Origin of the sequence: Thioclava sp. ES.031, assembly GCF_002563775.1 — a bacterium.
Taxonomy (GTDB): domain Bacteria; phylum Pseudomonadota; class Alphaproteobacteria; order Rhodobacterales; family Rhodobacteraceae; genus Thioclava.
In genome coordinates, this window is sequence record NZ_PDJO01000001.1 from 257,906 (window position 1) to 281,815 (window position 23,910).

A 23,910-nucleotide genomic window follows, 5' to 3' on the forward strand; every position below is an offset into this window, starting at 1 on the left:
ACATTCTGGGAGGAGAACCGAATGAAGAAGACCCTAACCGCACTGGTCGCGGCGGCGATGACGCTGACCACGGCCCCGGCTTTCGCCGAACTGGTGGTGCCGAACCTCAGCTATCGCACCGGGCCCTATGCCGCGAACGGCATTCCCTACGCCGATGGCTTCAACGACTATTTCACCCTGCTCAACGAGCGTGACGGGGGCATCGGCGGCGAGATGGTTGCGACCCCCGAATGCGAAACCGCCTATAACACCGAGAAGGGCGTGGAATGCTACGAGTCGACCAAGGGCGAAGGCGCGCTGGCCTATAACCCGCTCTCGACCGGCATCACCTATCAGCTGATCCCGAAGGTCACCGCTGACGGCATCACGCTCTACACCCCGGGCTACGGCCGCACCTCGGCTGCGAACGGCAAGGTGTTCAAGTGGGTCTTCAACTTCCCGGCCAACTACTGGGACGGCGCCTCGGTCGCGATCAAACATATCATTGATCAGGAAGGTGGCGACATCAGCGGTAAGAAAATCGCGCTGGTCTATCACAACTCCGCCTATGGCAAGGAGCCGATCCGCACGCTCGAAGAGCTGGCCAAGAAGCACGGTTTCGAGCTTTCGACCCTGCCCGTCGACCACCCCGGTCAGGAGCAGAAGTCGCAATGGCTGCAAATCCGTCGTGACAAGCCCGACTATGTCCTGATGTGGGGCTGGGGCGTCATGAACCAGGTCGCCATCCAGGAAGCCGTGAACATCCGCTTCCCGATGGATCACTTCATCGGCGTCTGGTGGTCGGGTTCGGAGAACGACGTGGCTCCGGCAGGCGACAAGGCCTCGGGCTACAAGGCGCTGTCGTTCCACGGCACCGGCATGGACTACCCGGTCTATGCGGACCTCAAGCAATATGTCGTCGATGCCGGCAAGGCGTCGGGTGCAGGAGATCAGGTCGGCACGATGCTCTATTCGCGCGGCATGTACGCGGCGATGATCATCTCGGAAGCGATCCGCAAGGCGCAGGAGATGGCCGGCAAGTCGAACGTCAACGCCGCTGAAGTGCGCGACGGTTTCGAGAATCTCGACCTCACCGAAGCCCGTCTGGAAGAGCTCGGCCTGCCGAACTTCGCCCAGCCGATCAAGGCGAGCTGCGAGAACCACGGGGGCCCCGGCTCCGCGAAGGTCTTCCAGTGGGATGCCGGTGCGAAGAAGTGGAACGAAGCCTCTGACTGGATCGAATCCGACAAGGACGTGCTGAACCCGCTGATCGAAGAAGATTCCGCAGCCTTCGCTTCGGAAAACAACATCACCGACCAGTGTAACTGATCGAAAACGGCCTCCGGCGCGCGCCGCCGGGGGCCACCCCAACGTCCCGGAGAGAACCATGCTCGACGCTTCGAAAACCGATAACACCCTTCTCGAGGTCAACAATATCGAGGTGATCTACAATCACGTCATCCTCGTGCTGAAAGGGGTGAGCCTGAGCGTGCCCAAGGGCGGGATCACCGCGCTTCTGGGCGGCAACGGCGCGGGCAAGACGACGACGCTCAAGGCGATCTCCAACCTGCTCAAATCCGAGCGCGGCGAGGTGACGAAAGGCTCGATCACCTATCGCGGCGAACGGGTGCAGGACGGCTCCCCCGCCGATCTGGTCCGCAAGGGCGTGATCCAGGTGATGGAGGGGCGCCATTGCTTCGAACACCTGACCGTCGAGGAAAACCTGCTGACCGGCGCCTATACCCGCAAGGACGGGCGCGCCGCGATCCAGGACGACCTGGAGATGGTCTATACCTATTTCCCGCGCCTCAAGGAACGCCGCAAATCGCAGGCGGGCTATACCTCGGGCGGGGAGCAGCAGATGGTCGCGATGGGCCGCGCGCTGATGAGCCGCCCCGAGACGATCCTGCTGGACGAACCTTCGATGGGTCTCGCGCCGCAGTTGGTGGAGCAGATCTTCGAGATCGTGAAATCGGTCAACGAGAACGAGGGCGTGACCTTCCTTCTGGCCGAGCAGAACACCAATGTCGCGCTGCGCTACGCCCATTACGGCTACATTCTGGAGAGCGGGCGCATCGTGATGGACGGTCCCGCAGCCGAGCTGCGCGAGAACCCGGACGTGAAGGAATTCTACCTCGGCATGTCCGACGAAGGCCGCAAGAGCTTCCGCGACGTGCGCAGCTATCGCCGCCGCAAGCGCTGGCTGGCGTAACGGTAACTTATTGATTCAATAGAATTGCTGCGCAGCATTTTTGCCGCGGCACAGGAGCGGTCTGTCCGCTGAACGGAAAGGGTCGAGAGATGGGCGAACATTTCGACGAATTGGAAACCCGCAGCGCCGACGCGCGTGAGGCCTCTCTGGCGGAGTGCCTGCCGGCTCTGATCGGCGCGGCGATGAAGGCTCCGGGGATCGCGGCGCATCTGCACGGCGTCGATCCGAGCGCGATCACCTCGCGCGAGGCGCTCGCGAAGCTGCCGGTGCTGCGCAAATCCGACCTTGGCGCTGCGCAGAAAGGCGCGCCGCCCTTCGGCGGGCTGGTCACGAAACCCGCCCATGCCTTCGCGCATATCTTCCAGTCGCCCGGCCCGATCTATGAGCCCGGCGATACCAGCCACAACTGGTGGCGGTTGGGGCGTTTCGTCCATGCCGCAGGCGTCGGTCCCGGCGATATCGTGCAGAACTGCTTTGGTTATCACCTCACCCCGGCGGGCATGATGTTCGAGAATGCCGCGCGCGCGGTGGGCGCCGCAGTTCTGCCCGCAGGCACCGGCCAGACCGAACTGCAGGTGCGTGCCGCCGTCGATATCGGCACCACCACTTACGCGGGCACGCCCGATTACCTGCGCATCATTCTCGAGAAGGCCGAGGAGATGGGCGAGGCGCTGAAAATCACCAAGGCTACCGTGTCGGGCGGCGCGCTCTTCCCGAGCCTGCGTCAGGATTATGCGGATCGCGGCATCGCCTGCCTGCAATGCTACGCCACCGCCGATCTGGGCAATATCGCCTATGAGAGCGCCGCGATGGAGGGAATGATCGTGGACGAGGGCGTGATCGTCGAGATCGTCCGCCCCGGCACCGGCGATCCGGTGGCCCCCGGCGAGGTCGGCGAAGTCGTCGTGACCACGCTCAACCCCGACTACCCGCTGATCCGCTTCGCCACTGGCGATCTCTCGGCGGTGATGGAAGGCGTCAGCCCCTGTGGGCGCACCAATATGCGCATCAAGGGCTGGATGGGGCGCGCCGATCAGACGACCAAGATCAAGGGCATGTTCGTGCGCCCCGAGCAGGTCGCCAGCTTCGTCTCGGCCCATGCAGAGGTGCAAAAGGCCCGCGTCATCGCCACCCGCGACGGCGAGATGGACGTGATGACCGTGCAGATCGAGACCGAGGCCGACGATCCCGCCCGCTTCGACGGTGGCATCCGCGAGGCGCTGAAGATGAAGGGCGTGATCGAACTGGTGTCGCCCGGCTCTTTGCCCAATGATGGGAAGGTCATCGACGACCAGCGCAAATACGACTGAGGAACCGCGCGCGCACCTGAGGGGTTTCTCCGAAAAGAGAGTGGAGGACCCCATGCGTAAACTTCTTCTGACAGGTGCCGCGATCGCGGCGCTTGGCCTTCCCGCCCATGCCGCCGATCTGGCGCTGGTGCTGGGCAATTCCGATTATCAGCGGATCGACGATCTTCGCTCGGGCACCGCGCTGACCGATAGCGAGGCAAAGCTGCAGACGGCGGGCTTCTCGGTGCTGATCGAGGATGACGCCGACGCGGCCGAGATCCGGTCCCGCTTCCGCGATTTCGTGACCCGTGCGCCCGAGGCCGAGCGGCTGGTCGTGGCGCTCTCGGGCCGTTTTGTCCATTCCGACGGCGAGACGTGGTATCTGCCGGTCGACGCCCGCGACACCTCGCTGCCCGAAGCTGTGAGCGAGGCGCTGCCGTTGTCGGCCGTGATGACCGTGCTCGCGGCCCATCCGGGGCGCGCGGTTCTGCTGCTTGGGTCGGCGGATGACGCGGGCAACGGTCAGGGCCTGACCCAACCGGGGATCGGCACGCTCGACATTCCGCAGGGCGTGACGGTGCTGCGCGGCAGCCCTAAGGATGTGGCCAGCCTGATGTCGGGCGATCTGACCGAGCCGGGCGCCTCGCTGATGCAATCGGCGCAATCCGAAGACCTGCGCGCAAGCGGCTACATGCCACAGGATTTCACCCTAGTCACCGAACCGTCGGGCAAGAAGCCTGCCCCGGTGAAGACCCCCGAGGCTGACCCGTCGGCCCCGTATTGGGACATGGCGCGCTCCGAGGACACGATTACCGCCTATCAGCTCTATCTCGACCGCTATCCGAATGGCACCAATGCCGCTCAGGCGAAGCAGCGTATCCAGCAGCTGCGAGACGAGCCTCAGCGGCAAGCGAAGGCTACGGAAGAGGCGCTGAACCTCAGCCGCGATCAAAAGCGCGAGGTGCAGCAGAACCTGACGATCCTGAAATTCGACCCGAAAGGCGTCGACGGCATCTTCGGGCCGGGCTCGCGCGGGGCGATCTCGCGCTGGCAGAAAGCCAACGGCTTCGACGATACGAGTTATCTGACCCGCGCCCAGCTCACCGCACTTTCGGCGCAGGGCGAGAAGCGCGCGGCCGAGCTGAAGGCCGAGGCCGAGGCACGTCAGGCCAAGATCGATCAAGAAGACCGCGCTTATTGGGAGCAGACCGGCAAGGCGGGCGATGAGGCCGGGCTGCGCGCCTATCTCAAGAAATATCCCGACGGGCTGTTTGCGGAACTCGCGCAGGAGCGTCTCGACAAGATCGAAGCCGACCGCCGTTCCGAGGCTCAGGCTGCCGACCGCGCGGACTGGGACGCCGCGCGCAAAGCCGACACCATCGCCAGCTACCGCGACTATCTGGCAAGCCGCTCCGACCCGGCCTTCAAAGCCGAGGCCGAGGCGCGCATCGCCGAGCTGCAGCAACAGAATCAGCAAAGCGACGCGATGAAGGAAGCCGCCGCGAAAGAAGCCGCTCTCGGTCTGCCCGGCGTCGCGAAATCTCTGGTGGAGCAACGGCTTGCCCAGATGGGGCTGAAGCCCGGCAAGGTCGACGGTGTGTTCGACAAGGATACCCGCCGCGCGATTCGCCGCTATCAGACCGCAGGCGGGCTGGAAGCCACCGGCTATCTCGATCAGGCCACCGTGGCGCAGCTTCTGGCCGGGGCGATCGGCGCGCGTTAAGCGTCGATCCCTCTCAGCTTCGACGCGCTGAACAAAGGAAAAGGCCGCGCCGGGAAATCCCTGGCGCGGCCTTTATTCGTTTCGGCTCGGCTGCCTCAGCCCTGACGGGCTTTGAAGCGCTTCTGCGTCTTGTTGATCACGTAGACGCGGCCTTTGCGGCGCACGACCTGGCAATCGCGATGACGCTGCTTGAGCGAGCGGAGCGAGTTGCGGACCTTCATCGGCCTTCTCCTGTATCGCGGCGCGCGGTGCGCCTTGAAAAACGAATGCCCCGGGCTTGCAAGCCGGGGGCGGTGAATAGATGGTGGGCGGTACTGGGATCGAACCAGTGGCCACTACGATGTCAACGTAGTGCTCTACCGCTGAGCTAACCGCCCACACCCGTGCGATCCCGTTTGGTACCTTTGATTCGCGCTTGCGGCTAGGCCGCGAAGGGAACCGAAAGGCGCGGTGTCGCGTCGGTCTGGGGGTCTATATAAAGAGTCGAAACGGCTTTCAAGAGGGTTTTGGCGCGAAAGCGTTCCAGTGTAAGATATTAGGCGATCATAAGAGGTTTCATGTCCGACAGCCCAGCCCTTTTGCCGCCGTTCCGGCTGGATCGCCCCAAGGCGTTGCGGACGGCTGCGGTCTTCGCCTCGCCCCATTCCGGTGCGCAATACCCGCTTAGCCTGCAGGAACGGGCCGTTCTGGACATGCTGCGCCTGCGGTCTTCCGAAGACGCTTTCGTCGATGAGCTGCTGGCGGATGTGCCGCGATTCGGCGCGCCGCTTCTCTGCGCGCAGTATCCGAGGGCCTGGGTCGATCTCAACCGGGCGGAGGACGAACTTGATTCGGCGCTGATCGCCGGGCTCGACCGGGCGCATCCGGGGCCGCGCGTCGCTGCCGGTCTCGGGGTGATTCCCCGCGTGGTGTCCGGTGCGCGGGCGATCTATCGCGGCAAGATCCCGATGATCGAGGCCGAGGCGCGGATCAACCATGTCTGGCGGCCCTATCACGCGCAGCTCGAGGCGCTGATGACCGAGGCGCATGGGGCTTTCGGGCAGGCGATCCTGCTCGATATGCATTCGATGCCGTCCGAGGCCTTGGCCGCGAGCGGGCCGCGCCGCGCGGAGATCGTGCTCGGCGATCGCTACGGCACCAGCGCCGACCGCGAGATCGTGCGCGAGATCGAACTGATCTTCGAAGGCGAAGGGCTGAACGTGGCGCGCAACAGCCCCTTTGCCGGGGCCTATATCACGCAGCGCTACGGGCATCCGCGCGAGGGGTATCACGCGATCCAGATCGAGATCGACCGCGCCCTCTACATGGATCAGCACCGCATCGCACCGAACGAGAATTTCAATGCGTTCGCGGCGCTGATGAGCCGGGCGGCGCGTCAGATCGCCGATCTCGGGGCGCATCCGCTGCGCCACGCGGCGGAGTGACTCACTCCCCGTCCCAGCCGCGCCCGTTGCGGATCGCATCCGCCCCGAATCGCGCCCGGATCGCATCTTTGGCCCGCTCCGCGCTTGCGCGCTTGCCCGCATTGGGGTCGAGCAGATCGCCCGCCGGGTCGCGCCCATCGGCTGCCGTGAGATCCGAAAACCCGATGCCGATCAAGCGGTAGGCTTGGCCCTTCGGCAGCTTGTCGAACAGTGTCTCGCCCGCGCGATAAAGCGTGTCGGCCAATTGGCTCGGCTCCTCCAGCCGGGTCTGCCGGGTCACGGTCGCGAAATCGGCCTTCTTCAGCTTCAGCGTCACCGTCCGCCCCGCCAGATCGCGCGCCTTCATCCGGGCCGAGACCTTCTCGGCCAGATGCCATAGCTTGCCCATCAGCGCCTCGCGATCGGCGATGTCGGTGTTGAAGGTGGTCTCGTTCGAGACCGATTTCATCGGCGAGTCTGGAGAGACCCGCCGCGCATCGAGACCGCTGGCCAACTCAAAGAGCCGCCGCCCCGATGCGCCGAAACGGTCCTCCATCCGCGACAGCCCCGCGCGGCGGATATCGGCGAGCGTGCGGATGCCCGCGCGCCCAAGGGCCGAGCGCGTCGCCGCCCCCACGCCCCAGAGGATCGACACCGGCTTGTCGCGGAGAAACTCTTCCGTATCGCCGCGCCCGATCACCGAAAATCCGCGCGGCTTGTCGAGGTCCGAGGCGATCTTGGCGAGAAACTTGTTATGCGAGAGACCGACCGAGGCCGTGACCCCGATCTCCGTCTCGATCTCGCGCGCGAGCCGCGCCATCAGGAGGGCCGGGGGCGCATGATGCAGCCGCTCCGTCCCGCCCAGATCGAGGAACGCCTCGTCGAGCGAGAGCGGCTCGATCAGCGGCGTCAGCTCGACCATCTTCGCCCGGATCTCGCGCGAGACATTGGCGTAATGCTCCATCCGCGGTTTGATGATCACTGCGTCCGGGCACAGTTTGCGGGCCTGAAACATCGGCATGGCCGAGCGCACGCCCGAGATTCGCGCGATGTAGCAGCAGGTCGTCACCACCCCGCGCGTGCCACCGCCCACGATCACCGCCTGCGAAGACAGTTCGGGATTGTCGCGCTTCTCGACCGAGGCATAGAAGCTGTCGCAATCGATATGCGCGATGGGCAGGTCGAACAGCTCCGGATGCGCCACGATCCGCGCCTTGCCGCAGGCGGGGCAACGCTTCGGCGCCTCGTCAAAACTCTTCAGGCAATCGCGGCAAAGGGCAGGCATGGGGACTCGATCCGGGAAACACCCCTTAGATACTCTCTCTTCCTCTTGGCGGAAATATCCCGGGGTGAATTGGCGTAGCCAAGAGGGGCAGCGCCCCTGACGCTGACGAAAAAGGGGCGGATCGCTCCGCCCCTCTCAATCGGTATTCAGCTGGCCTTAGTGCAGCGGCACGCCATCGGCAGGCTTCGTGCCACCCAGAGGCGCCGCATGGCCGCCGACGATCAGGCCGTTCGGGCCCGCCGTGACTTCGACCGTCGCACCATCCATGATCTCGCCGCCAAGGATCGCCTCGGCCAGCGGGTCCTGCAACGCGCGTTGGATCACCCGCTTCAGCGGACGTGCGCCATAGACCGGGTCGTAGCCTGCATCGGCGAGCCACTTGTGGGCCGACTCGTCCAGATCCAGCGTGATCTTGCGCTGCGCCAGACGCGTCTCCAGCCGCTTGAGCTGGATTTCCACGATCCCGTCCATGTTCTCGCGGTTCAGGCGATCGAAGATCACCATCTCGTCGAGACGGTTCAGGAATTCGGGGCGGAAATGCGCCCGCACCGCATCCATCACCTGACGCTTGGCCTCGCCCGCATCCGTGCCTTCCGGCAGCTGGCTGAGCGCCTGCGAGCCGAGGTTCGAGGTCAGCACGATCAGCGTCTGCTTGAAATCGACCGTGCGGCCCTGCCCATCGGTCAGCACACCATCGTCGAGCACCTGCAGCAGCACGTTGAACACGTCCGGGTGCGCCTTCTCGACCTCGTCGAACAGCACGACCTGATAGGGACGCCGCCGGACCGCTTCGGTCAGAACGCCACCCTCGTCATAGCCGACATAGCCCGGAGGGGCACCGATCAGCCGGGCTACGGAGTGTTTCTCCATGAACTCGGACATGTCGATCCGCACCATCGCCTGATCGTCGTCGAACAGGTAATTCGCGACGGCCTTGGTCAGCTCGGTCTTACCCACGCCGGTCGGGCCGAGGAAGAGGAACGAACCCAGCGGACGGTTCTCGTCATTCAGCCCAGCCCGCGCACGGCGCACGGCGTTCGACACGGCGGTGATCGCTGCATCCTGACCGACGACGCGCTTGTGCAGCTCGTCTTCCATCTTCAGCAGCTTCTCGCGCTCGCCCTCCAGCATCTTCGAGGTCGGGATACCGGTCCAGCGTTCGACCACTTCGGCGATCTGCTCGGGACGCACCGATTCCTCGACCATCAGCTCCTCGCCTTCGGCCTCATCGGCTGCGGCGAGTTGCTTCTCGAGGCTCGGGATGATGCCGTAGCTGAGCTCACCGGCGCGGGCGAGATTGCCTTCGCGCTTGGCTTGATCGAGCTCGGCCCGGGCCTTGTCGAGTTGCTCTTTCAGGCTCCGGCCCGATTCCAGCTTGTCCCGCTCGGCCTGCCACTTGGCAGTCATTTCCGAAGCGCGATCCTGCAGATCGGCCAGTTCCTTCTCGAGCTTCTCGAGACGGTCCTTCGACGCGGTGTCGTCCTCTTTCTTCAGCGCTTCCGCTTCGATCTGCATCTGCAGGATCTGACGGTCGAGCGCATCGAGCTCCTCGGGCTTGCTGTCCACTTCCATGCGCAGACGCGAGGCGGCCTCGTCCACGAGGTCGATCGCCTTGTCGGGCAGGAAGCGGTCGGTGATATAGCGATGCGAGAGCGTCGCCGCCGAGACCAGCGCCGAGTCGGAGATTTTCACCCCGTGGTGGAGTTCGTATTTCTCCTTGATGCCGCGCAGGATCGAGATCGTGTCCTCGACCGTCGGCTCTTCCACCATCACGGGCTGGAAACGCCGGGCCAAAGCCGCGTCCTTCTCGACATATTTGCGATACTCGTCGAGCGTCGTGGCGCCCACGCAGTGCAGCTCACCACGGGCCAGCGCCGGCTTGATCAGGTTCGCCGCATCCATCGCGCCGTCGGATTTCCCGGCGCCGACGAGCGTGTGCATCTCGTCGATGAAGAGGATGATCTCGCCCGCAGCGGCCTCGATTTCCTTGAGGATCGCTTTCAGACGCTCTTCGAACTCGCCGCGATATTTCGCACCGGCGATCAGCGCGCCCATGTCGAGCGCGAGCAGCCGCTTGTCGCGCAAGCTCTCCGGCACGTCACCGTCGATGATGCGCAGCGCGAGGCCCTCCGCGATCGCGGTCTTACCCACGCCGGGTTCGCCGATGAGAACCGGGTTGTTCTTCGTCCGACGGCTCAGCACCTGCATGGTGCGCCGAATCTCGTCATCACGACCGATGATCGGGTCGATCTTGCCTTGCTCGGCGGCCTCGGTCAGATCGCGCGCGTATTTCTTGAGCGCTTCATAGCCTTCTTCGGCCGAGGCCGAATCCGCAGTGCGGCCCTTGCGCAGATCGTTGATCGCGGCGTTGAGCTTTTGCGCCGTCACAGCGCCCGCATCGAGCGCATCCTTGGCGCGCGTGTTCACCATGGCCAGAGCCATCAGAACCCGCTCCACCGGGACGAAGCTGTCGCCTGCTTTCTTGGCGATCTTCTCAGCCTCGTCGAGCACGCGCACGAGGCTCTGCTCGACATAGACCTGCCCGTCGCCGCCCGACACTTTCGGCAGTTTCGACACTGCCAGATCGACGGCTTCGAGCACGCGGGCAGGTTCGCCGCCGGCGCGCTTGATCAGGTTGGCCGACAGCCCCTGATCGTCATCCATCAAAGCCTTCAGAAGATGCTCGGGCACCACACGTTGATGACCCTCGCGCATCGCGATCGTCTGCGCGGCCTGAAGGAAACCGCGAGACCGCTCCGTGAACTTCTCCATGTTCATCGGCATTCTCCTTTTTTAAAGCCCCCGGGATGTGTCTGGCCCTGAATAGGCGCCGTCCTGACCGGGTCTCGTTATGAAAAATGGGATGTGGCGCATCCCGGTTCAAGAGCTTTTCGGCGACCATTTCGCCGCAGAAGGAAACCAAAACGCAAGGTTTAGCGTTTACGCAGGGACACCCACACAGGAGGCTCCGAGGATGCATCATGCCAGCGCCACGCGCATCGCGCGCCTGATTTACAACGCCGCGCAGCGCCGTTTCGAGGCGGTCGTCGAATTCTTCACCCCCGGAATCGCGCAGCCGCTGCGGGTGCCTGTTCGCGTCGAAGCCAGCCCGAATATTCCGCATCGCCAGCTTGCCCGCGCGCTGACCCGCGAAGCGCAGCGTCGTGGCATCGGCGGGCTGTGATCCCGCGAACGGCTTGACGTAGCGGTGATTGATCCGCATCAGGGGGCGATCTTGAAAAGGAGCGCCCCGCGATGACCGACATGACCCTGCCCGCCGACGACCGTCTCATCGTCGCCCTCGACGTGCCGAGCGCCTATGAAGGCCTCGTGCTGGCGAACCAGCTGGGCGACTCGGTGTCCTTCTACAAGATCGGTCTGGGGATGCTCACCGGCGGCGGCCTCGCGCTGGCCAGCGAGCTAAAGCAGGATCAGGGCAAGCGCATCTTCCTCGATATGAAGCTGTTCGACATCGGCGCGACTGTCGAGAATGCCGTGCGCGGGCTGGCGCAGTTCGACCTCGATTTCCTGACCGTGCATGGCGACCCCTATGTGGTGAAGGCCGCCAAGGAAGGCGCCGCGGGCACCGATTTGAAAATTCTCGCCGTGACGATCCTGACCTCGCTCGACCGCGAGGACCTGAACGGTGCGCTGATCAAGGACGGCGCCATCAGCGATCTCGTGGCGGAACGTGCGGGGCGCGCGTTCGAGGCTGGTGCGGATGGCGTGATCGCCTCGCCGCAGGAAGCCGCGATGATCCGCGCGCTGCCCGAGGCGGAGGGCCGTCTGATCGTGACGCCGGGTGTGCGTCCGACCGGGGCCGATCTTGGCGATCAGAAGCGGATCGCGACCCCGGCGGCTGCCGTGGGCGCAGGTGCCGACCATATCGTCGTCGGCCGTCCGATCCACCGCGCGCCCGATCCGCGGGCTGCGGCGGAAGCGATCCTCAAAGAACTGCAGGGCTGATTAGCGTCTCTTACTGACCGTCGCCACCTGTCGCCGGGCCGCTCGTCTTCGAGTCGGGCGCCACGTTGACCTGTGCGGCATTCGGGTCGGATATCTGCTGCTCGCTCGGCGGATCGGTGGCGACGTCGTCCCCCCCGTCGATCGGCGTATCGGCAACGAGCCAGACCACGACACCCAGCGCTGCAGCCAGAGCGACGAGGGTGAGTATCACGCCGCCGAGACTGCTCTGTCGGTTCGAATCCTTGGCCATTCTTGCTTGCCTCTTCGCTTTGATCCCTCGGTAAAGGAAACGCGAGGCTCTGACCTGCGTTCCTCCTCCCGTCATCAGATAGGCGGAGCATGGCGCAAAATGAAACGGCGCCCCGCAGGACGCCGCTTCACTTGCACGTGATCTACGAGGGCCGGAATCAGTTAGAACCGCCGCTCTGCGTGGTGGCCTCAGCCGAGGCGCCGCTCGTGTCGGTGCTGCTGCCGCTGGCCGCCGCATCGCCCGAGGCGTCGGCGCTCGACGAGTCCGCCGGGGCTGCGTTGTCGTTGTTCTCGATCGTGACCGAGGTGGCGCTCGCATCGCTCTCCGTGGGCGCGGTGCTGGCGCTTTCGTCCCCGGGCGACATCATGAGCCAAAGAACGATGCCGAGGGCGACGACGACCGCGCCCAGAACGAAATAGATGCCGCCCAGACCCGAGCGTTCGTGATTATGCGTGTCAGACATGATGATCTCCTGTCGATGTTCATCTCTCTGTATTGGCGAGAGAACATCGATGGCCCGCGTCCAGTTCCCGCGATGCGCGAGAACCCGCCGGCAGCGGTTTCGTCACATGTCTTCAGTTCTCGTTAATATCGTCATGCCATTGTTTCACCTGACCGCGCCGCACGCCCATCAGTTTGCGCAGCGCGAGCCATGCGATGATCGACAGAACCGCGAAGGTGATCAGCGTGATCGGCACCGACTTTCCGACGATGCCGATCCAGATCAGCCCGCCGGTGATTACCGCCCCGATCGAGAAGCCAAGGAAGATGAAGCCGGGGATGATCATCTCGGCCCCGCCCAGCACCAGACCGGCCAGAACCCAGACCCACGGAAGTTGCCAGAGGTCCATCACGCTTTCCTCAGAAGCTGGAAGGCGTCGGTGAAGGCCTCGAGGGCTGCGGCAGGCAGGATCACGGTCTGCTTGCCTTCGCCCTTGGCAACTTGAGCCAACGCATCGACCTGTTTCAGCGCGACCTGATATTGCGCGGCCTCCAAGCCGTTCTTCGCGATGGCTTCGGCAACGACCTCCGTGGCATAGGCTTCGGCATCGGCTGAGACGCGGCGCGCCTCGGCCTCTTTCTGCGCCTGGAACAGCTGGGCTTCGGCGGCGAGTTCGACCGCGCGCTTCTTACCCTCGGCCTCGGTCACCTGCGCCCGGCGCGCGCGTTCTGCATTGAGCTGTTGCAGCATCGCGGCGCGGGTCGCCTCGTCGAGATTGACGTCGAGAATCTCGGCGCGGGTCACCTCGATCCCCCAATCGTCCACCATCACGGCGACCTGTTCGCGGACCTTCTCGATCAGGCGGGCGCGGTTCGACTGTACCTCGTCGAGCTCGATCACCCCGATCTCGGAGCGCACGATCCCCGCTACCGTCGTCGCGATCGCGGCATCAACATCGCGGATGCGGTAGACGGTCTTTTCCGGTTCGGTGATCCGGTAGAAGACCGAGGTTTCGACTTTCACCAGCACGTTGTCGGCGGTGATCGCGTCCTGCATCGCGTTGGGCAGCTGGCGCTCGAGGATCGAGATCTTGTGCGGCACCCGGTCGAGGAACGGCACGATGAAGTTGATGCCGGGGCCGAGCACCGCGCGCAGCCGCCCGAAGCGCTCCACGACGTGCTTCTCGGATTGCGGCACGATCCGCACGCCGAGGAAGACCGACAGGATCAGCAGCACCGCGACGGCGATCATCACGATATCGCTGCCGGTTAGGGAATTCGGGAAAAGCATTTGGGCCTCGACCTTCTGAACTTAAACTTGGTTACCGGGAAACACGCGCAAGGCGAGCAATGTCAGCACCACGAGCACGGCCCAGCCTCCGGGCCGTGAAATGAGCCAGACCGCGAGCGCGAAGCTTATCCCGACGATACGACTGCTCGCCGTCGCGAGAAAGCCGAACAGCACGCCCATCAGGCGAATTCCATCAAATAGGGGGTCATCGACTGCTCCTTGTGATTTTTCCACAAGTTTGCCGCAACTTCCGCGATTTGGGAAGGCTGTTGCGCTCAGCCTAAGCGTGCAGGCAGGCGCAGGCCGCGCAATACGTCGGCGCCCGACATCGGGCGCTTGCCCGGGCGTTGGGCTTCGAGGATTTCCAGCGCGCCCGTACCGCAGGCGATGGTAAAGCCGTCGAGGATCTCGCCCGGCGCGCCGCTTCCCTCTGCCGGGGCGGCGCGCAGCAGCTTGATCCGTTCACCTGCGATCTCGGTCCAGGCGCCGGGGAAGGGGGAGAGACCGTTGATATGGCGGATCACCTCGTCGGCCGGGCGCGTCCAATCGACCTGCGCCTCCGCCTTGTCGATCTTCGCGGCATAGGTCACGCCATCCTCGGGCTGCGGCTGAAGGATCAGCGAGTCGATCTCGGACAGCGCATCGAGGATCAGCCGCGCGCCCATCGCGCTCAGCCGGTCATGCAGCTCGCCGGTGGTCTCGGTCGCGCCGATCTCGGTCGCTTCGCGCAGCAGAACCGGCCCGGTATCGAGCCCGGCCTCCATCTGCATGATGCAGATGCCGGTCTGGCTGTCGCCCGCCATGATCGCGCGGTGGATCGGGGCCGCCCCGCGCCAGCGCGGCAAAAGCGAGGCGTGGATATTCAGGCAGCCCTTCGCGGGCGCATCCAAGATCGCCTGCGGCAGGATCAGCCCGTAGGCCACCACGACCGCGATGTCGGCGTTCAGCGCGGCGAAGGCGTCGCGGTCCTCAGGGGCTTTGAAGTTCCGCGGGGTGCGCACCTCGATCCCCAGCTCCTCAGCCTTGGCATGGACCGGCGAGGGGCGCTCTTTCTTGCCGCGTCCGGCGGGGCGGGGCGGCTGGCTATAGACGGCGACAACCTCATGCGCGCCGGCCAGCGCCTCCAGAACGGGGACGGAGAACTCCGGCGTTCCCATGAAGATGACGCGCATCGCTTAGCCTTTCGCGAGTTTCTTCGACTTCTGCACCAGCATCTTGCGGCGCAGGGGCGAGAGATGATCGACATACATCTTGCCGTTGAGATGATCGATCTGGTGCTGGACGCTCGTCGCCCAGAGGCCCACGAAATCACGGTCTTCCATCTCGCCGTTCTCATTGAGGAAGCGCACCGTGACCGCGCGGGGCCGCTCGATCGGGGCGGAGATGCCCGGCAGGTTCGGCGAGGCCTCTTCATGCTTGCGCATCTGCACCGACGCATGAAGCACTTCCGGATTCGCCATCCGCACGGCCTGACCGCGCTTGTCGGATGCATCGACCACGGCGAGGCGCATCATGATCCCGATCTGGGGCGCTGCAAGCCCGACACCGGGCATCGCATCCATCGTCTCGATCATGTCGTCCCAGATCATCCGAACGGTCTCGGTGATCGTCTCGACCGGCTCGGCGGGGCGATGCAGGCGGCGGTCGTCATAGGGGATGAAGGCGCGCGAAGCCATCAGAGGATCGGATCCTTGGCCGCGCCCGCACGGGCGCGCTCGCGCTTGAGCTTCTCCATCTTGCGGGTGATCATCTTGCGCTTCATCGGACCGAGATAGTCGATGAACAGCTTGCCGTTGAGGTGGTCGAACTCGTGCTGCGCGCAGGTCGCCCAGAGCGCGTCGAACTGTTCCTCATGGCTCTGCCCGTCGAGGCCGAGCCACTTCATCCGCACCTCGGAGGGGCGCGTCACCTCGGCATATTGATCCGGGATCGACAGGCAACCTTCCTCGTAGACATTGGTCTCTTCCGAGGTCCAGCTGATCTCGGGATTGATCAGGACCATCGGCTCGGGGGCCGCTTCCTTGTCCTTCACGCAATCCATCACGAAGATCCGCTTCATCACGCCGACCTGTGGCCCGGCCAAGCCGATGCCGGGCGCGTCATACATGGTCGCGAGCATGTCATCGGCGAGCTTGCGGATCTCGTCGTTAACTTCGGGCACCGGCTCGCAGACCTTTTTCAGGCGCGGATCGGGATGGATCAGGATCGGTCGTAGCGTCATGGGCAGGGATTTAGGCGAAGCAATGCGTCTGTGCAATGGCAGCGGTGATTGTGCCAGTGACAAAACGCCGTTTGTAACCCGGCTTTGCTTTTGCTCAGATGCGCCCGATCCGACCAATGAGAGGCCCAGATGAGCAAACCCGACTTCGACGAAATCATCGACCGCGTAGGCACCCATTCGCAGAAATGGGACGGGATGGAAAAGTATTACGGGGTTTCGCCGGAAGACGGGATCGCGATGTGGGTCGCGGATATGGATTTCCGCCCGCCCACCTGCGTGCAGCGCGCGCTCGAGGATATGGTCGCGCAGGGTATCTACGGTTACTGGGGCGGCGATGACGAGTACCGCGCCGCGATCCAGTGGTGGATGCGTGAGCGCCACGGCTGGGAGATCGAGCCGGACTGGATTTTCACGACCCACGGTCTGGTCAACGGCACGGCGCTCTGCGTCGACGCCTATACCGACCCGGGCGATGCGGTCGTTCTGATGACGCCGGTCTACCACGCCTTCGCGCGGGTCATCCGTGCGGCCGGGCGCGAGGTGCGCGAATGCCCGCTGAAACTGGTCGATGGCCGCTACGAGATGGATTTCGACGCCTGGGACGGGTTGATGACGGGGGCTGAGAAGATGCTCGTCCTCTGCTCGCCGCACAATCCCGGCGGCCGCGTCTGGACCCGCGCCGAACTCGAAGCCACGGCGGCATTTGCGAAGCGCCACGGGCTGGTGTTGGTCTCGGACGAGATTCACCATGACATCGTGATGCCGGGCGAAACCCATATCCCGATGGCGAAGGCCGCGCCCGATCTGCCGCTGGTGATGATGACGGCCACCACGAAGACCTTCAACATCGCGGGCACGCATACGGGCAACGTGATCATCTCGGACCCGGATCTGCGCGCCCGATTCGCGTTGCGGATGGCCGCTTTGGGGATCTCGCCCAACAGTTTCGGCATCGCGATGGCGACGGCGGCTTACAGCCCCGAGGGGGCGGCGTGGGTCGATGAGCTGAACGCCTATCTCGACGAGAACCGCCGGATTTTCGATCAGGGAGTCGCCGAGATTCCGGGTCTGAAGTCGATGCCGCTCGAAGCGACCTATCTCGCTTGGGTCGATTTCTCCGGCACCGGAATGGAGGCTGAGGAATACAAGTCGCGTGTTCTGAAGGACGCGAAGATCGCGGTGAATTTCGGGGCGACGTTCGGGGTAGGCGGCGAGACCTTCCTGCGATTTAACCTCGCCACGCCGCGGGCGCGGGTGCGCGAAGCGGTCGATCGCCTGCAGGCCGCTTTCTCTGATCTACAATGAAAAAGGGCCGGTTTTCCGGCCCTTTCCTTTGAAATCTCGGTCGCGCTCAGATCTTCGTCAGGTAGCCCGACAGCGTCGGCCCTTCCTGTGCGAAATCGAGCGCCGCGCGATCGCTGACGGGCGTTTCGCGCTTCACCGTGCAGATCAGCTCGTTTCCTTGAATTTCCGAGGCCACGATCAGGCAGGTCGCGACGTGCTTGGGGCCGTCATAGAGATCGACATGGCCGCGCAGATGCGAGACCTCGTCGGCATCCAACGCGAAGCCACCCGGCACCCGGCGCAGCACCGGCCAGATCTGACCGCCCGCGAGAACACGCAGGCGTGCCTTTTTCGCCGCATCGCGTTTCTGCGCGGCGCGCAGTCCTTCAAGGACCTCCTTGGGCAGGAATTCCATGACATCCTCCAACAGCTTCCCCGTGATCCATGCTGATCACCTCAATGTAAAAAGCAAGTTACCCATTCAGACGATCCGATTCTGCAGCTGCAAAGAGTGCTGAAATTGCAACGGCTTGCAGGGTCGCCGCATCGGGTTGTCGCCTTGGGCCGCGCAAGATAGCGTCGAGGGTGACCGCGCAACCCGGAGGCTCTCATGCGTAAAGCTCTGCTCACCCTGATCCTCGCTTGTTCACCCATGCTCTCTCCCGGATTGGCCCAAGCCGCGTGCGGCGGGAGCTGGTCCGGTTTCCTGTCCGGGATTCGTAGCGATCTGCAGACGGCCGGACTGAACGCGCAGCAGGCCGATGCGTTCCTCGCGGGCGCACGCCAAAATCCGGCGGTGTTGCGGGCGGACCGGGCACAGGGAGTGTTTCGCAAAACCTTTCTCGAATTCGCGAGCGCGGTGATCAGCAAGAACCGGATGGTCAACGGAGCGAAAAACGCCAAGCGCTATGTGAAAACCTTCGACCGGATGGAGCAGACCTATGGCGTCTCGCGCGGGGTGCTTCTGGCCTTCTGGGCGCTCGAGACCGATTACGGCGCGGTGCAGGGCGATTTCAACACGCGCGATGCGCTGCTGACGCTGGCCCATGATTGCCGCCGGCCCGAGCTGTTTCGGCCGCAGGTGATCGCCGCCGGGGAGCTGTTCCGGCGCGGCGATTTCGATCCCAAGCGTACCACCGGTGCCTGGGCGGGAGAGATCGGGCAGGTGCAGATGCTGCCCGAGGACATCCTGCACAACGGGGTCGATGGCGATGGCGACGGGCATGTCCGCCTGAAGACCTCGGCGCCCGATGCGCTGATGTCGGGGGCCAACATGCTGCGCGATCTGGGGTGGCGCCCGCACGAGCCATGGATGCAGGAAGTGACCGTCCCCGACAATCTCGACTGGTCCCAGACCGGGCTCACCACCGAATTGCCGGTCTCCGAATGGGCGGCGCGCGGAGTGCGTGCGCGGCAGGGGCAGCTTGCGCGCAATCTGCGCGGATCGGTCCTTTTGCCGATGGGCCGCAAGGGGCCAGCCTTTCTCGTCTATCCGAATTTCCGCGTGCTGTTCGAATGGAACAAGAGCTTCGTCTACGTCACCAGCGCGGCCTATTTCGCCACGCGCCTCGAAGGGGCGCCGCGCCTCGATCCCGGCGTGCCCGAACCGGGGCTAAGTGTATCGCAGATGAAGCGGTTGCAGGAGAAGCTGGTCGCGAAGGGCTATGACGTGGGCGCGGTCGACGGCATCCTCGGCGCCAACACCCGCAACGCGGTTCAGATGGCGCAAGAGAAGTTCGGCCTGCCTGCGGATGGATGGCCGACACGCGCTTTGCTCGATCGGTTGTGATCGCGTTGGGGCGGGCGGTCACCCCGCTGCGCCGCCAAGAGCGAAGAAATCGAGGAACGGGCTGAGCAGGTAGCGGATCGGGGAGACCGGTGCGGTCTGCAAGAAAACCTCGGCGGGCATACCGGGCACGAGCAGCCTGCGTTCTTCTGCGTCGAGCTCGCCCATATCAAAGGTGATCCGCACTTTGTAATAGCTTGCCCCGGTCGCCGGATCGGTCAGCGTGTCGGGGGAGATGCGCGTGATCGTGCCGGTCACGTCGCTCGAGATTCGCCGCGACAGACCCGGAAAGCGGAGGATCGCAGTCTGGCCTGCCTCCAGGCCGTCGATATTGGTCGGATCGACTTGCGCATTGATGATGAGCGGCCGCCCGGTCTCTACGATTGCCATCGCCATCTCCGCCGGGCGCAGCACCGCATGCGCGCCGCGCAGGCGCACATCATGCACCGTGCCGCTGACTGGCGCGCGTAGGGTGCGCCGCGCCAATTCGTTGCGCAGATGTGTGGTGCGCGCCGAGAGTTCGATGGCGCGGGCATTACTGGATTCGAGCTGCGACTCGATTTCCTCCCGGCGTTGCCATTGCAGCCGCGACGCGGTGAGCACCACGCCGCCGCTTTGCACCGTGAGCTGCGTTTTCTGGGCGCTTAACGCGCCGAGTTGTCGCTCGAGCGAGACCTGTTCGCGGGTGAGGGCGAGGATTTGCGCCGATGTGGCGAGGCCGCGATCCTTCAGCCGTTCGCGGAGGGCCAGTTCCTTTTCGATCAACCGCTCTTCGCGTTCCAGCGCCGAGACCTGCGCATCGAGCCCGTCGCGCTGCGCGCGGATTTGCTGGAGCTGCCGCGCCATATCGGCGCGTTGCTGAGCGAAGGACTGTTTGCGGGCTTCGAACAGGGAATTCTGCCCCTCGACCAGATCGGTAACATCCGCACGGAGCTTGGCTGCCTCCAAAAGCTGCCTCGGGTAAGGGACCGTGTTCGCGCCGTCCCGTTCGGCTTGCAGCCGCGCGCGCTGGGCCTGCAGGGCGAAATCCGAGGCTTCGACAATGGCCAGCTCGGTCCGGATGTCGTCAGAGGCAAGCCGCATCAGCACTTGGCCACGGGTGACGTGATCGCCGCTTTTGACATAGATCTGTTCGATGGTCCCGCCGGTCGGATGCTCGATCACATGGCGGGAGCTGTCGACTTCGATCCGTCCTGAGGCCTGGATCGATCCGGCGAGCCGCGTGACGGTGAGCCAAAGGGCGGATCCGATGAAGAGGGCGACGATCGCCGCGAGGCCGAAGCTGATCGGGACGCCGTGTTGCGAAGGGGTGCAGCAGGTGCCCCCTTGCCCGGAATGGATGCAGGCGTCGCTCACGCGGCGCTGTCCGCGCGCGGAACCACGCGGGCCTTCGTGGCCGAGGCGATCATGCGCTTGAGGACGTCGTCACGCGCGCCGAGGGCGCGCTGCGCCCCGTGGTCGAGTACGAGAATGCGTTCGCATTCGGAGAGCGCGCCGGGGCTGTTGGTCATCACGATCGCCGCGCCGCCGCGTGCCTTCAGATCGCTCAGCATCGTGTGCAGACACGCGCCGCCATCTCCACTGAGCAGAAGGTTCGGCTCATCGAGAATGAGCAGGATCGGGTCGTGGTAGAGCGCCCGCGAGAGCGCGACGAGCTGACGCTGGCGATCGGAGAGTGAAGCCCCCTCGAACTCGATCGGCGTGTCGTAGCCCGCGGGCATTTTGAGAATCATCTGGTGCGCGCCGGCGCGTTTGGCTGCGGCGATGACCCGGTCCATGTCGGGCGCGAGGTCGAGCCGGGCGATATTCTCGGCCACGGTGCCGGGGAAAAAGGTGACCGATTGCGGCAGATAGCCGATCAGCCGTCCCAAATTGTCGCGGTCGTATTGATCCAGCGGCACCTCGTCGAGGCGGATCGTGCCCGAGCTTCGGTGGGAGAAGTTGCACAGGCTGCGCGCGAGAACGGATTTGCCGGCGCCGAGCGGGCCGATCACCCCGAGCGCCTCACCGGGTTCGAGCGAGAAGCTGATCATCTCGATCGCCGCCCGGTCGGAATTGGCGGGCCGGACGGTGATGTCTTCGACGGCGAGGCGCGCCTTCGGGCTCACCCATTCGGCGCCCTTTTGCGCGGCCGGGTGAGCGCCGAGCAGGGCCGCCAGCCGGTCGCGGGCGACGGTGGCGCGCTGCCATTGCGTCCACCCGCCTACGGCTAGTTCGACGGGCGCGAGCGATCGCCCCATCAGGATCGAGGCGGCGATCATCGCCCCCGCGCTCAACTCGCCTTGCAGGACGAGATAGGCGCCAAGCGCCAGCATCGAGGTTTGCAGCAGCATCCGCAGCGCGCGCATCGAGGCATGGAAGCTGCCGCTGAGATCGGTGGCATGAATCGCGTTGTCCATCGACTCATGCCGCGCCGCCTGCCAGCGTTTGAAGCCGCTTTCGCGCATCCCGAGCGAAACGACCGTTTCGATCTGGCGGAGAAAATCGTTTCCGAGATACCGGGCTTTGTTCTCGAGCTGCGTCGTCTCTTCCATTCGCCCACGCGTGACGAACTGTGTGGCGAGAGACAGCAGGATCAACGTGGCCCCTCCGGCGAAGGCCAGAGCGCCGAGCCACGGGTGGAACACGAACAACACTCCGAGATAGAGCGGCGTCCAGGGCAGATCGAACACCGCCGCCGCGACCGGGGAGGCATAATAGCGCTGGACTATTTCCAGATCGCGCAGGGCGTTGTTGGAGGACCGCTCCTGCGTGTTGATGGTGGCGTCGATGATGGCGGCGTCGAACACGCGCCGCTCGAGGCCGCGCTGATGATCCGCTCCGATTCGGGCGAGCAGGCGACCTCGCGCCCAATCAATGACGCCCATCATCGTGAAGAGAAAGGCCACCAGCAGGAACAGGTTGATCAGCGTCGGCAAGGACCGCGCGGGCAGCACGCGGTCATAGACCTGCAGCATGAACAGCGGCCCCGCGAGAACGAGCAGATTGATGAAGGCCGCGAAAATTGCGACCAGCACGAATTGCCTTCGTACCCGGCCCAGCAGCCGGGCCATCTCCCGGCGCCCTTTGACGATGTTGCGTTTGATGATGGCTTGATCGGTGTTGGAATATGGCATCGTGCTCTCCCCGCGATGACGGGCGCTGATCGGAGCGCCGCGCTTGGCAAGGGTGGCGCGAGGGCGCTGAACGGGGCGTTAATTTCCCCGCGCCTTTTCCCGTCAATTCGATCCATTTCTTCCGGAACTCCGGAGTTCTGAGCGACTCGCGTTGCGGCACGACCGGATGCGCCCTATCTATTTCAGGACCTAAGCCGCAACGAAGGGGGAGCGACTTTGGCGCAGGAATTTGAACAGAAGACCGCGGCGCGCATCGGCGTGCGGTGGTCTGCGGTGGCTACGATGACGGCGCTTGCGCTGGGGTTGGCCGCCTGCGCGCCTGCACCGCCCGCGACCGGTATTCAGGACCCTTACGAGGCTGCCAACCGCAAGACGCATGAGTTCAACAAGAAGCTCGATTCGGCCTTCTTCCGCGCCGATTCGACCGATGGCAGTGGCCCCGGGCCGGTGACGAAGACGCTCTATAATGTCGGCAGCAATCTCAGCCTGCCGGGCAAAGTGCTCAACTCTTTGCTGCAAGGACGACCCGAGCCGGCGGTGAAGAACACTTTCCGATTCTTCATCAACTCGACGATCGGGCTGGGGGGGATTTTCGATCCGGCGGGGACGGATTTCTCGTTGCCCGAGACGGATACCGATTTCGGCGAGACGCTGCATGTCTGGGGCGTTGGCGAGGGCAATTATCAGGAATTGCCGGTCTTCGGGCCGTCCACGACGCGTGATACAGTCGGGATGGTGGTCGATTTCGTGATCGACCCGCTGGGCGCGCTGCCGGATAAAGAGCGCATCGCCGCAGGGGCGCTACGCTTCGGCGGCAATGTCGCGAAGCGCAACATGTATGGCACCACTGTCGATTCGATCCTGTATGACAGTGCCGACAGCTATGCCCAAAGCCGGCTTCTGTATTTGCAGAACCGACGCTACGAACTCAATGGCGAGGAGGCCACCGATGCGAATGCCTACGATCCCTACGAAGACCTACTGCCGCAATAGGCGGCAGGTTCTGGGCCTCGGCGCGGCGGGTCTGGCGGTAGCCCTGGTGCCGGGGTCGGCATATGCGCTGACGGATGCGCAGGCGCGCGCGCTGATCCAGAAAGCGGTGAACGAGGTCAACGCGGCCATCGCCTCGGGGCGCACCGGGCCCGCTCTCTATGCGATGTTCGAACGAATTTTCGCCCGATATGCGGATGTGAACGTCATCGCGCGTTCGGCGCTGGGCGTGGCGGCGCGGCAGGCGAGCCCGGCGCAGCTCGCAGCTTTCACCAAGGCGTTCCAAGGCTACCTCTCGCGCAAATACGGCAAGCGGTTCCGCGAGTTCCAAGGCGCGAAGTTCCAGATTCAGGGCGCCCGCCCGGTGAAAACCTTCTTCGAGGTGAAGACGCTCGCGAGCCTGCCGGGGCAGGCTCCGTTCGAGGTGCTGTGGCAGGTCTCGGATCGCTCGGGCAGCGACAAGTTCTTCAACCTGATCGTGGAGGGGGTGAACATGCTCGCCTCCGAACGGGCCGAGATCGGCGCGATGCTCGATCGGCGTCGCGGCAATATCAACGCGATGATCGAGGATCTGAAACGGGCAGGGTAACCGGCGCGGGCTTCGGCCCGGCAAGATACCGTGCCAAATGAGAACGCCCGGGCCAGTGGTCCGGGCGTTTCTTTCGTTTCGGGCC

General features: G+C 64.5%; 25 protein-coding genes and 1 tRNA gene. 11 read left to right on the forward strand and 15 right to left on the reverse strand.

Annotated features, from left to right (window positions below; genetic code table 11):
- Window positions 1-21: 21 nt before the first annotated feature.
- From AXZ77_RS01335 to AXZ77_RS01350, 4 genes are all read left to right on the forward strand, one after another.
- On the forward strand, window positions 22-1,308 hold the full coding sequence (locus AXZ77_RS01335; RefSeq protein ID WP_078522367.1) for an ABC transporter substrate-binding protein: 1,287 nt from the start codon (window positions 22-24) through the stop codon (window positions 1,306-1,308).
- Between the two features lie 58 nt (window positions 1,309-1,366).
- Complete coding sequence (locus AXZ77_RS01340; protein ID WP_098409740.1) at window positions 1,367-2,191, forward strand: ABC transporter ATP-binding protein; 825 nt, start codon at window positions 1,367-1,369, stop codon at window positions 2,189-2,191.
- An 89-nt stretch (window positions 2,192-2,280) separates the two neighbouring features.
- Entirely contained in the window at window positions 2,281-3,501 is a 1,221-nt protein-coding gene (locus AXZ77_RS01345) for a phenylacetate--CoA ligase family protein (protein ID WP_098409741.1), read from the forward strand.
- Between the two features lie 52 nt (window positions 3,502-3,553).
- Window positions 3,554-5,203 (forward strand): peptidoglycan-binding protein, encoded by a 1,650-nt coding sequence (locus AXZ77_RS01350; protein ID WP_176535928.1) that lies wholly within the window; start codon window positions 3,554-3,556, stop codon window positions 5,201-5,203.
- Between the two features lie 95 nt (window positions 5,204-5,298).
- Here the strand turns inward: AXZ77_RS01350 and ykgO are convergent, their stop codons facing one another.
- Together ykgO and AXZ77_RS01360 are read right to left on the reverse strand one after the other, a co-directional pair.
- Complete coding sequence (ykgO, locus tag AXZ77_RS01355; RefSeq protein WP_038074920.1) at window positions 5,299-5,424, reverse strand: type B 50S ribosomal protein L36; 126 nt, start codon at window positions 5,422-5,424, stop codon at window positions 5,299-5,301.
- Window positions 5,425-5,505: 81 nt separating this feature from the next.
- Window positions 5,506-5,580 (reverse strand) — tRNA-Val (locus tag AXZ77_RS01360).
- Window positions 5,581-5,760: 180 nt separating this feature from the next.
- Here AXZ77_RS01360 and AXZ77_RS01365 point away from each other — a divergent pair.
- Window positions 5,761-6,627 carry an N-formylglutamate amidohydrolase gene (locus AXZ77_RS01365; RefSeq protein ID WP_098409743.1) on the forward strand — a complete coding sequence of 289 codons (867 nt, stop codon included), beginning with the start codon at window positions 5,761-5,763 and terminating at the stop codon, window positions 6,625-6,627.
- A gap of 1 nt (window position 6,628) precedes the next feature.
- Here AXZ77_RS01365 and AXZ77_RS01370 read toward each other — a convergent pair whose 3' ends face one another.
- Both AXZ77_RS01370 and clpB read right to left on the reverse strand, forming a co-directional pair.
- A complete protein-coding gene (locus tag AXZ77_RS01370; RefSeq protein WP_098409744.1) occupies window positions 6,629-7,891 on the reverse strand; it encodes a DNA polymerase IV in 1,263 nt (420 codons plus the stop codon).
- 156 nt (window positions 7,892-8,047) lie between these two features.
- Window positions 8,048-10,669 (reverse strand): ATP-dependent chaperone ClpB, encoded by a 2,622-nt coding sequence (gene clpB / locus AXZ77_RS01375; protein ID WP_098409745.1) that lies wholly within the window; start codon window positions 10,667-10,669, stop codon window positions 8,048-8,050.
- Between the two features lie 196 nt (window positions 10,670-10,865).
- Here clpB and AXZ77_RS01380 point away from each other — a divergent pair, with 196 nt between their 5' ends.
- Both AXZ77_RS01380 and pyrF read left to right on the forward strand, forming a co-directional pair.
- A complete protein-coding gene (locus tag AXZ77_RS01380; RefSeq protein WP_098409746.1) occupies window positions 10,866-11,075 on the forward strand; it encodes a hypothetical protein in 210 nt (69 codons plus the stop codon).
- Between the two features lie 80 nt (window positions 11,076-11,155).
- Window positions 11,156-11,857, forward strand: coding sequence for an orotidine-5'-phosphate decarboxylase (gene pyrF, locus AXZ77_RS01385; RefSeq protein WP_078522415.1), 702 nt, complete (start codon window positions 11,156-11,158; stop codon window positions 11,855-11,857).
- 10 nt (window positions 11,858-11,867) lie between these two features.
- Here the strand turns inward: pyrF and AXZ77_RS01390 are convergent, their stop codons facing one another.
- The 8 genes from AXZ77_RS01390 to def (AXZ77_RS01420) form a co-directional block, all read right to left on the reverse strand.
- A complete protein-coding gene (locus tag AXZ77_RS01390) occupies window positions 11,868-12,107 on the reverse strand; it encodes a hypothetical protein (RefSeq protein WP_098409747.1) in 240 nt (79 codons plus the stop codon).
- 157 nt (window positions 12,108-12,264) lie between these two features.
- A complete protein-coding gene (locus AXZ77_RS01395; RefSeq protein ID WP_098409748.1) occupies window positions 12,265-12,570 on the reverse strand; it encodes a hypothetical protein in 306 nt (101 codons plus the stop codon).
- A 112-nt stretch (window positions 12,571-12,682) separates the two neighbouring features.
- Window positions 12,683-12,958, reverse strand: a complete 276-nt coding sequence (locus tag AXZ77_RS01400) for an NfeD family protein (protein WP_078522376.1) — start codon at window positions 12,956-12,958, stop codon at window positions 12,683-12,685.
- Window positions 12,958-13,839, reverse strand: coding sequence for an SPFH domain-containing protein (locus tag AXZ77_RS01405; RefSeq protein WP_098409749.1), 882 nt, complete (start codon window positions 13,837-13,839; stop codon window positions 12,958-12,960). The genes AXZ77_RS01400 and AXZ77_RS01405 overlap by 1 nt, the downstream gene beginning before the upstream one ends.
- 21 nt (window positions 13,840-13,860) lie before the next feature.
- The gene (locus AXZ77_RS19445) at window positions 13,861-14,019 is read right to left on the reverse strand and encodes a hypothetical protein (RefSeq protein ID WP_176535929.1); all 159 of its coding nucleotides are present in this window, start codon (window positions 14,017-14,019) and stop codon (window positions 13,861-13,863) included.
- 95 nt (window positions 14,020-14,114) lie between these two features.
- Window positions 14,115-15,011, reverse strand: a complete 897-nt coding sequence (gene fmt / locus AXZ77_RS01410; RefSeq protein ID WP_078570809.1) for a methionyl-tRNA formyltransferase — start codon at window positions 15,009-15,011, stop codon at window positions 14,115-14,117.
- Window positions 15,012-15,014: 3 nt separating this feature from the next.
- Window positions 15,015-15,515 (reverse strand): peptide deformylase, encoded by a 501-nt coding sequence (gene def, locus AXZ77_RS01415; RefSeq protein WP_098409750.1) that lies wholly within the window; start codon window positions 15,513-15,515, stop codon window positions 15,015-15,017.
- Window positions 15,515-16,060 carry a peptide deformylase gene (gene def, locus AXZ77_RS01420; RefSeq protein ID WP_075775430.1) on the reverse strand — a complete coding sequence of 182 codons (546 nt, stop codon included), beginning with the start codon at window positions 16,058-16,060 and terminating at the stop codon, window positions 15,515-15,517. Before def (AXZ77_RS01420) ends, def (AXZ77_RS01415) begins: the two co-directional genes overlap by 1 nt.
- A gap of 129 nt (window positions 16,061-16,189) precedes the next feature.
- On the opposite strand from def (AXZ77_RS01420), the gene AXZ77_RS01425 reads away from it, so the two are divergent.
- Window positions 16,190-17,365, forward strand: a complete 1,176-nt coding sequence (locus tag AXZ77_RS01425; RefSeq protein WP_098409751.1) for a MalY/PatB family protein — start codon at window positions 16,190-16,192, stop codon at window positions 17,363-17,365.
- Window positions 17,366-17,411: 46 nt separating this feature from the next.
- On the opposite strand, the gene AXZ77_RS01430 is transcribed toward AXZ77_RS01425, so the two are convergent.
- The gene (locus AXZ77_RS01430) at window positions 17,412-17,759 is read right to left on the reverse strand and encodes a hypothetical protein (RefSeq protein WP_078570812.1); all 348 of its coding nucleotides are present in this window, start codon (window positions 17,757-17,759) and stop codon (window positions 17,412-17,414) included.
- A 195-nt stretch (window positions 17,760-17,954) separates the two neighbouring features.
- On the opposite strand from AXZ77_RS01430, the gene AXZ77_RS01435 reads away from it, so the two are divergent.
- On the forward strand, window positions 17,955-19,133 hold the full coding sequence (locus AXZ77_RS01435) for a lytic murein transglycosylase (RefSeq protein ID WP_098409752.1): 1,179 nt from the start codon (window positions 17,955-17,957) through the stop codon (window positions 19,131-19,133).
- An 18-nt stretch (window positions 19,134-19,151) separates the two neighbouring features.
- Here AXZ77_RS01435 and AXZ77_RS01440 read toward each other — a convergent pair whose 3' ends face one another.
- Together AXZ77_RS01440 and AXZ77_RS01445 are read right to left on the reverse strand one after the other, a co-directional pair.
- Window positions 19,152-20,486: an HlyD family type I secretion periplasmic adaptor subunit gene (locus tag AXZ77_RS01440; RefSeq protein WP_098409753.1), complete on the reverse strand. Its 1,335-nt coding sequence runs from the start codon at window positions 20,484-20,486 to the stop codon at window positions 19,152-19,154.
- Window positions 20,483-22,246, reverse strand: a complete 1,764-nt coding sequence (locus AXZ77_RS01445; protein WP_098409754.1) for a type I secretion system permease/ATPase — start codon at window positions 22,244-22,246, stop codon at window positions 20,483-20,485. The genes AXZ77_RS01440 and AXZ77_RS01445 overlap by 4 nt, the downstream gene beginning before the upstream one ends.
- Before the next feature lie 216 nt (window positions 22,247-22,462).
- On the opposite strand from AXZ77_RS01445, the gene AXZ77_RS01450 reads away from it, so the two are divergent.
- On the forward strand, window positions 22,463-23,239 hold the full coding sequence (locus AXZ77_RS01450; protein ID WP_255266384.1) for a VacJ family lipoprotein: 777 nt from the start codon (window positions 22,463-22,465) through the stop codon (window positions 23,237-23,239).
- On the forward strand, window positions 23,202-23,825 hold the full coding sequence (locus AXZ77_RS01455; RefSeq protein WP_098409755.1) for a phospholipid-binding protein MlaC: 624 nt from the start codon (window positions 23,202-23,204) through the stop codon (window positions 23,823-23,825). Before AXZ77_RS01450 ends, AXZ77_RS01455 begins: the two co-directional genes overlap by 38 nt.
- The last annotated feature ends 85 nt before the right edge of the window (window positions 23,826-23,910 follow it).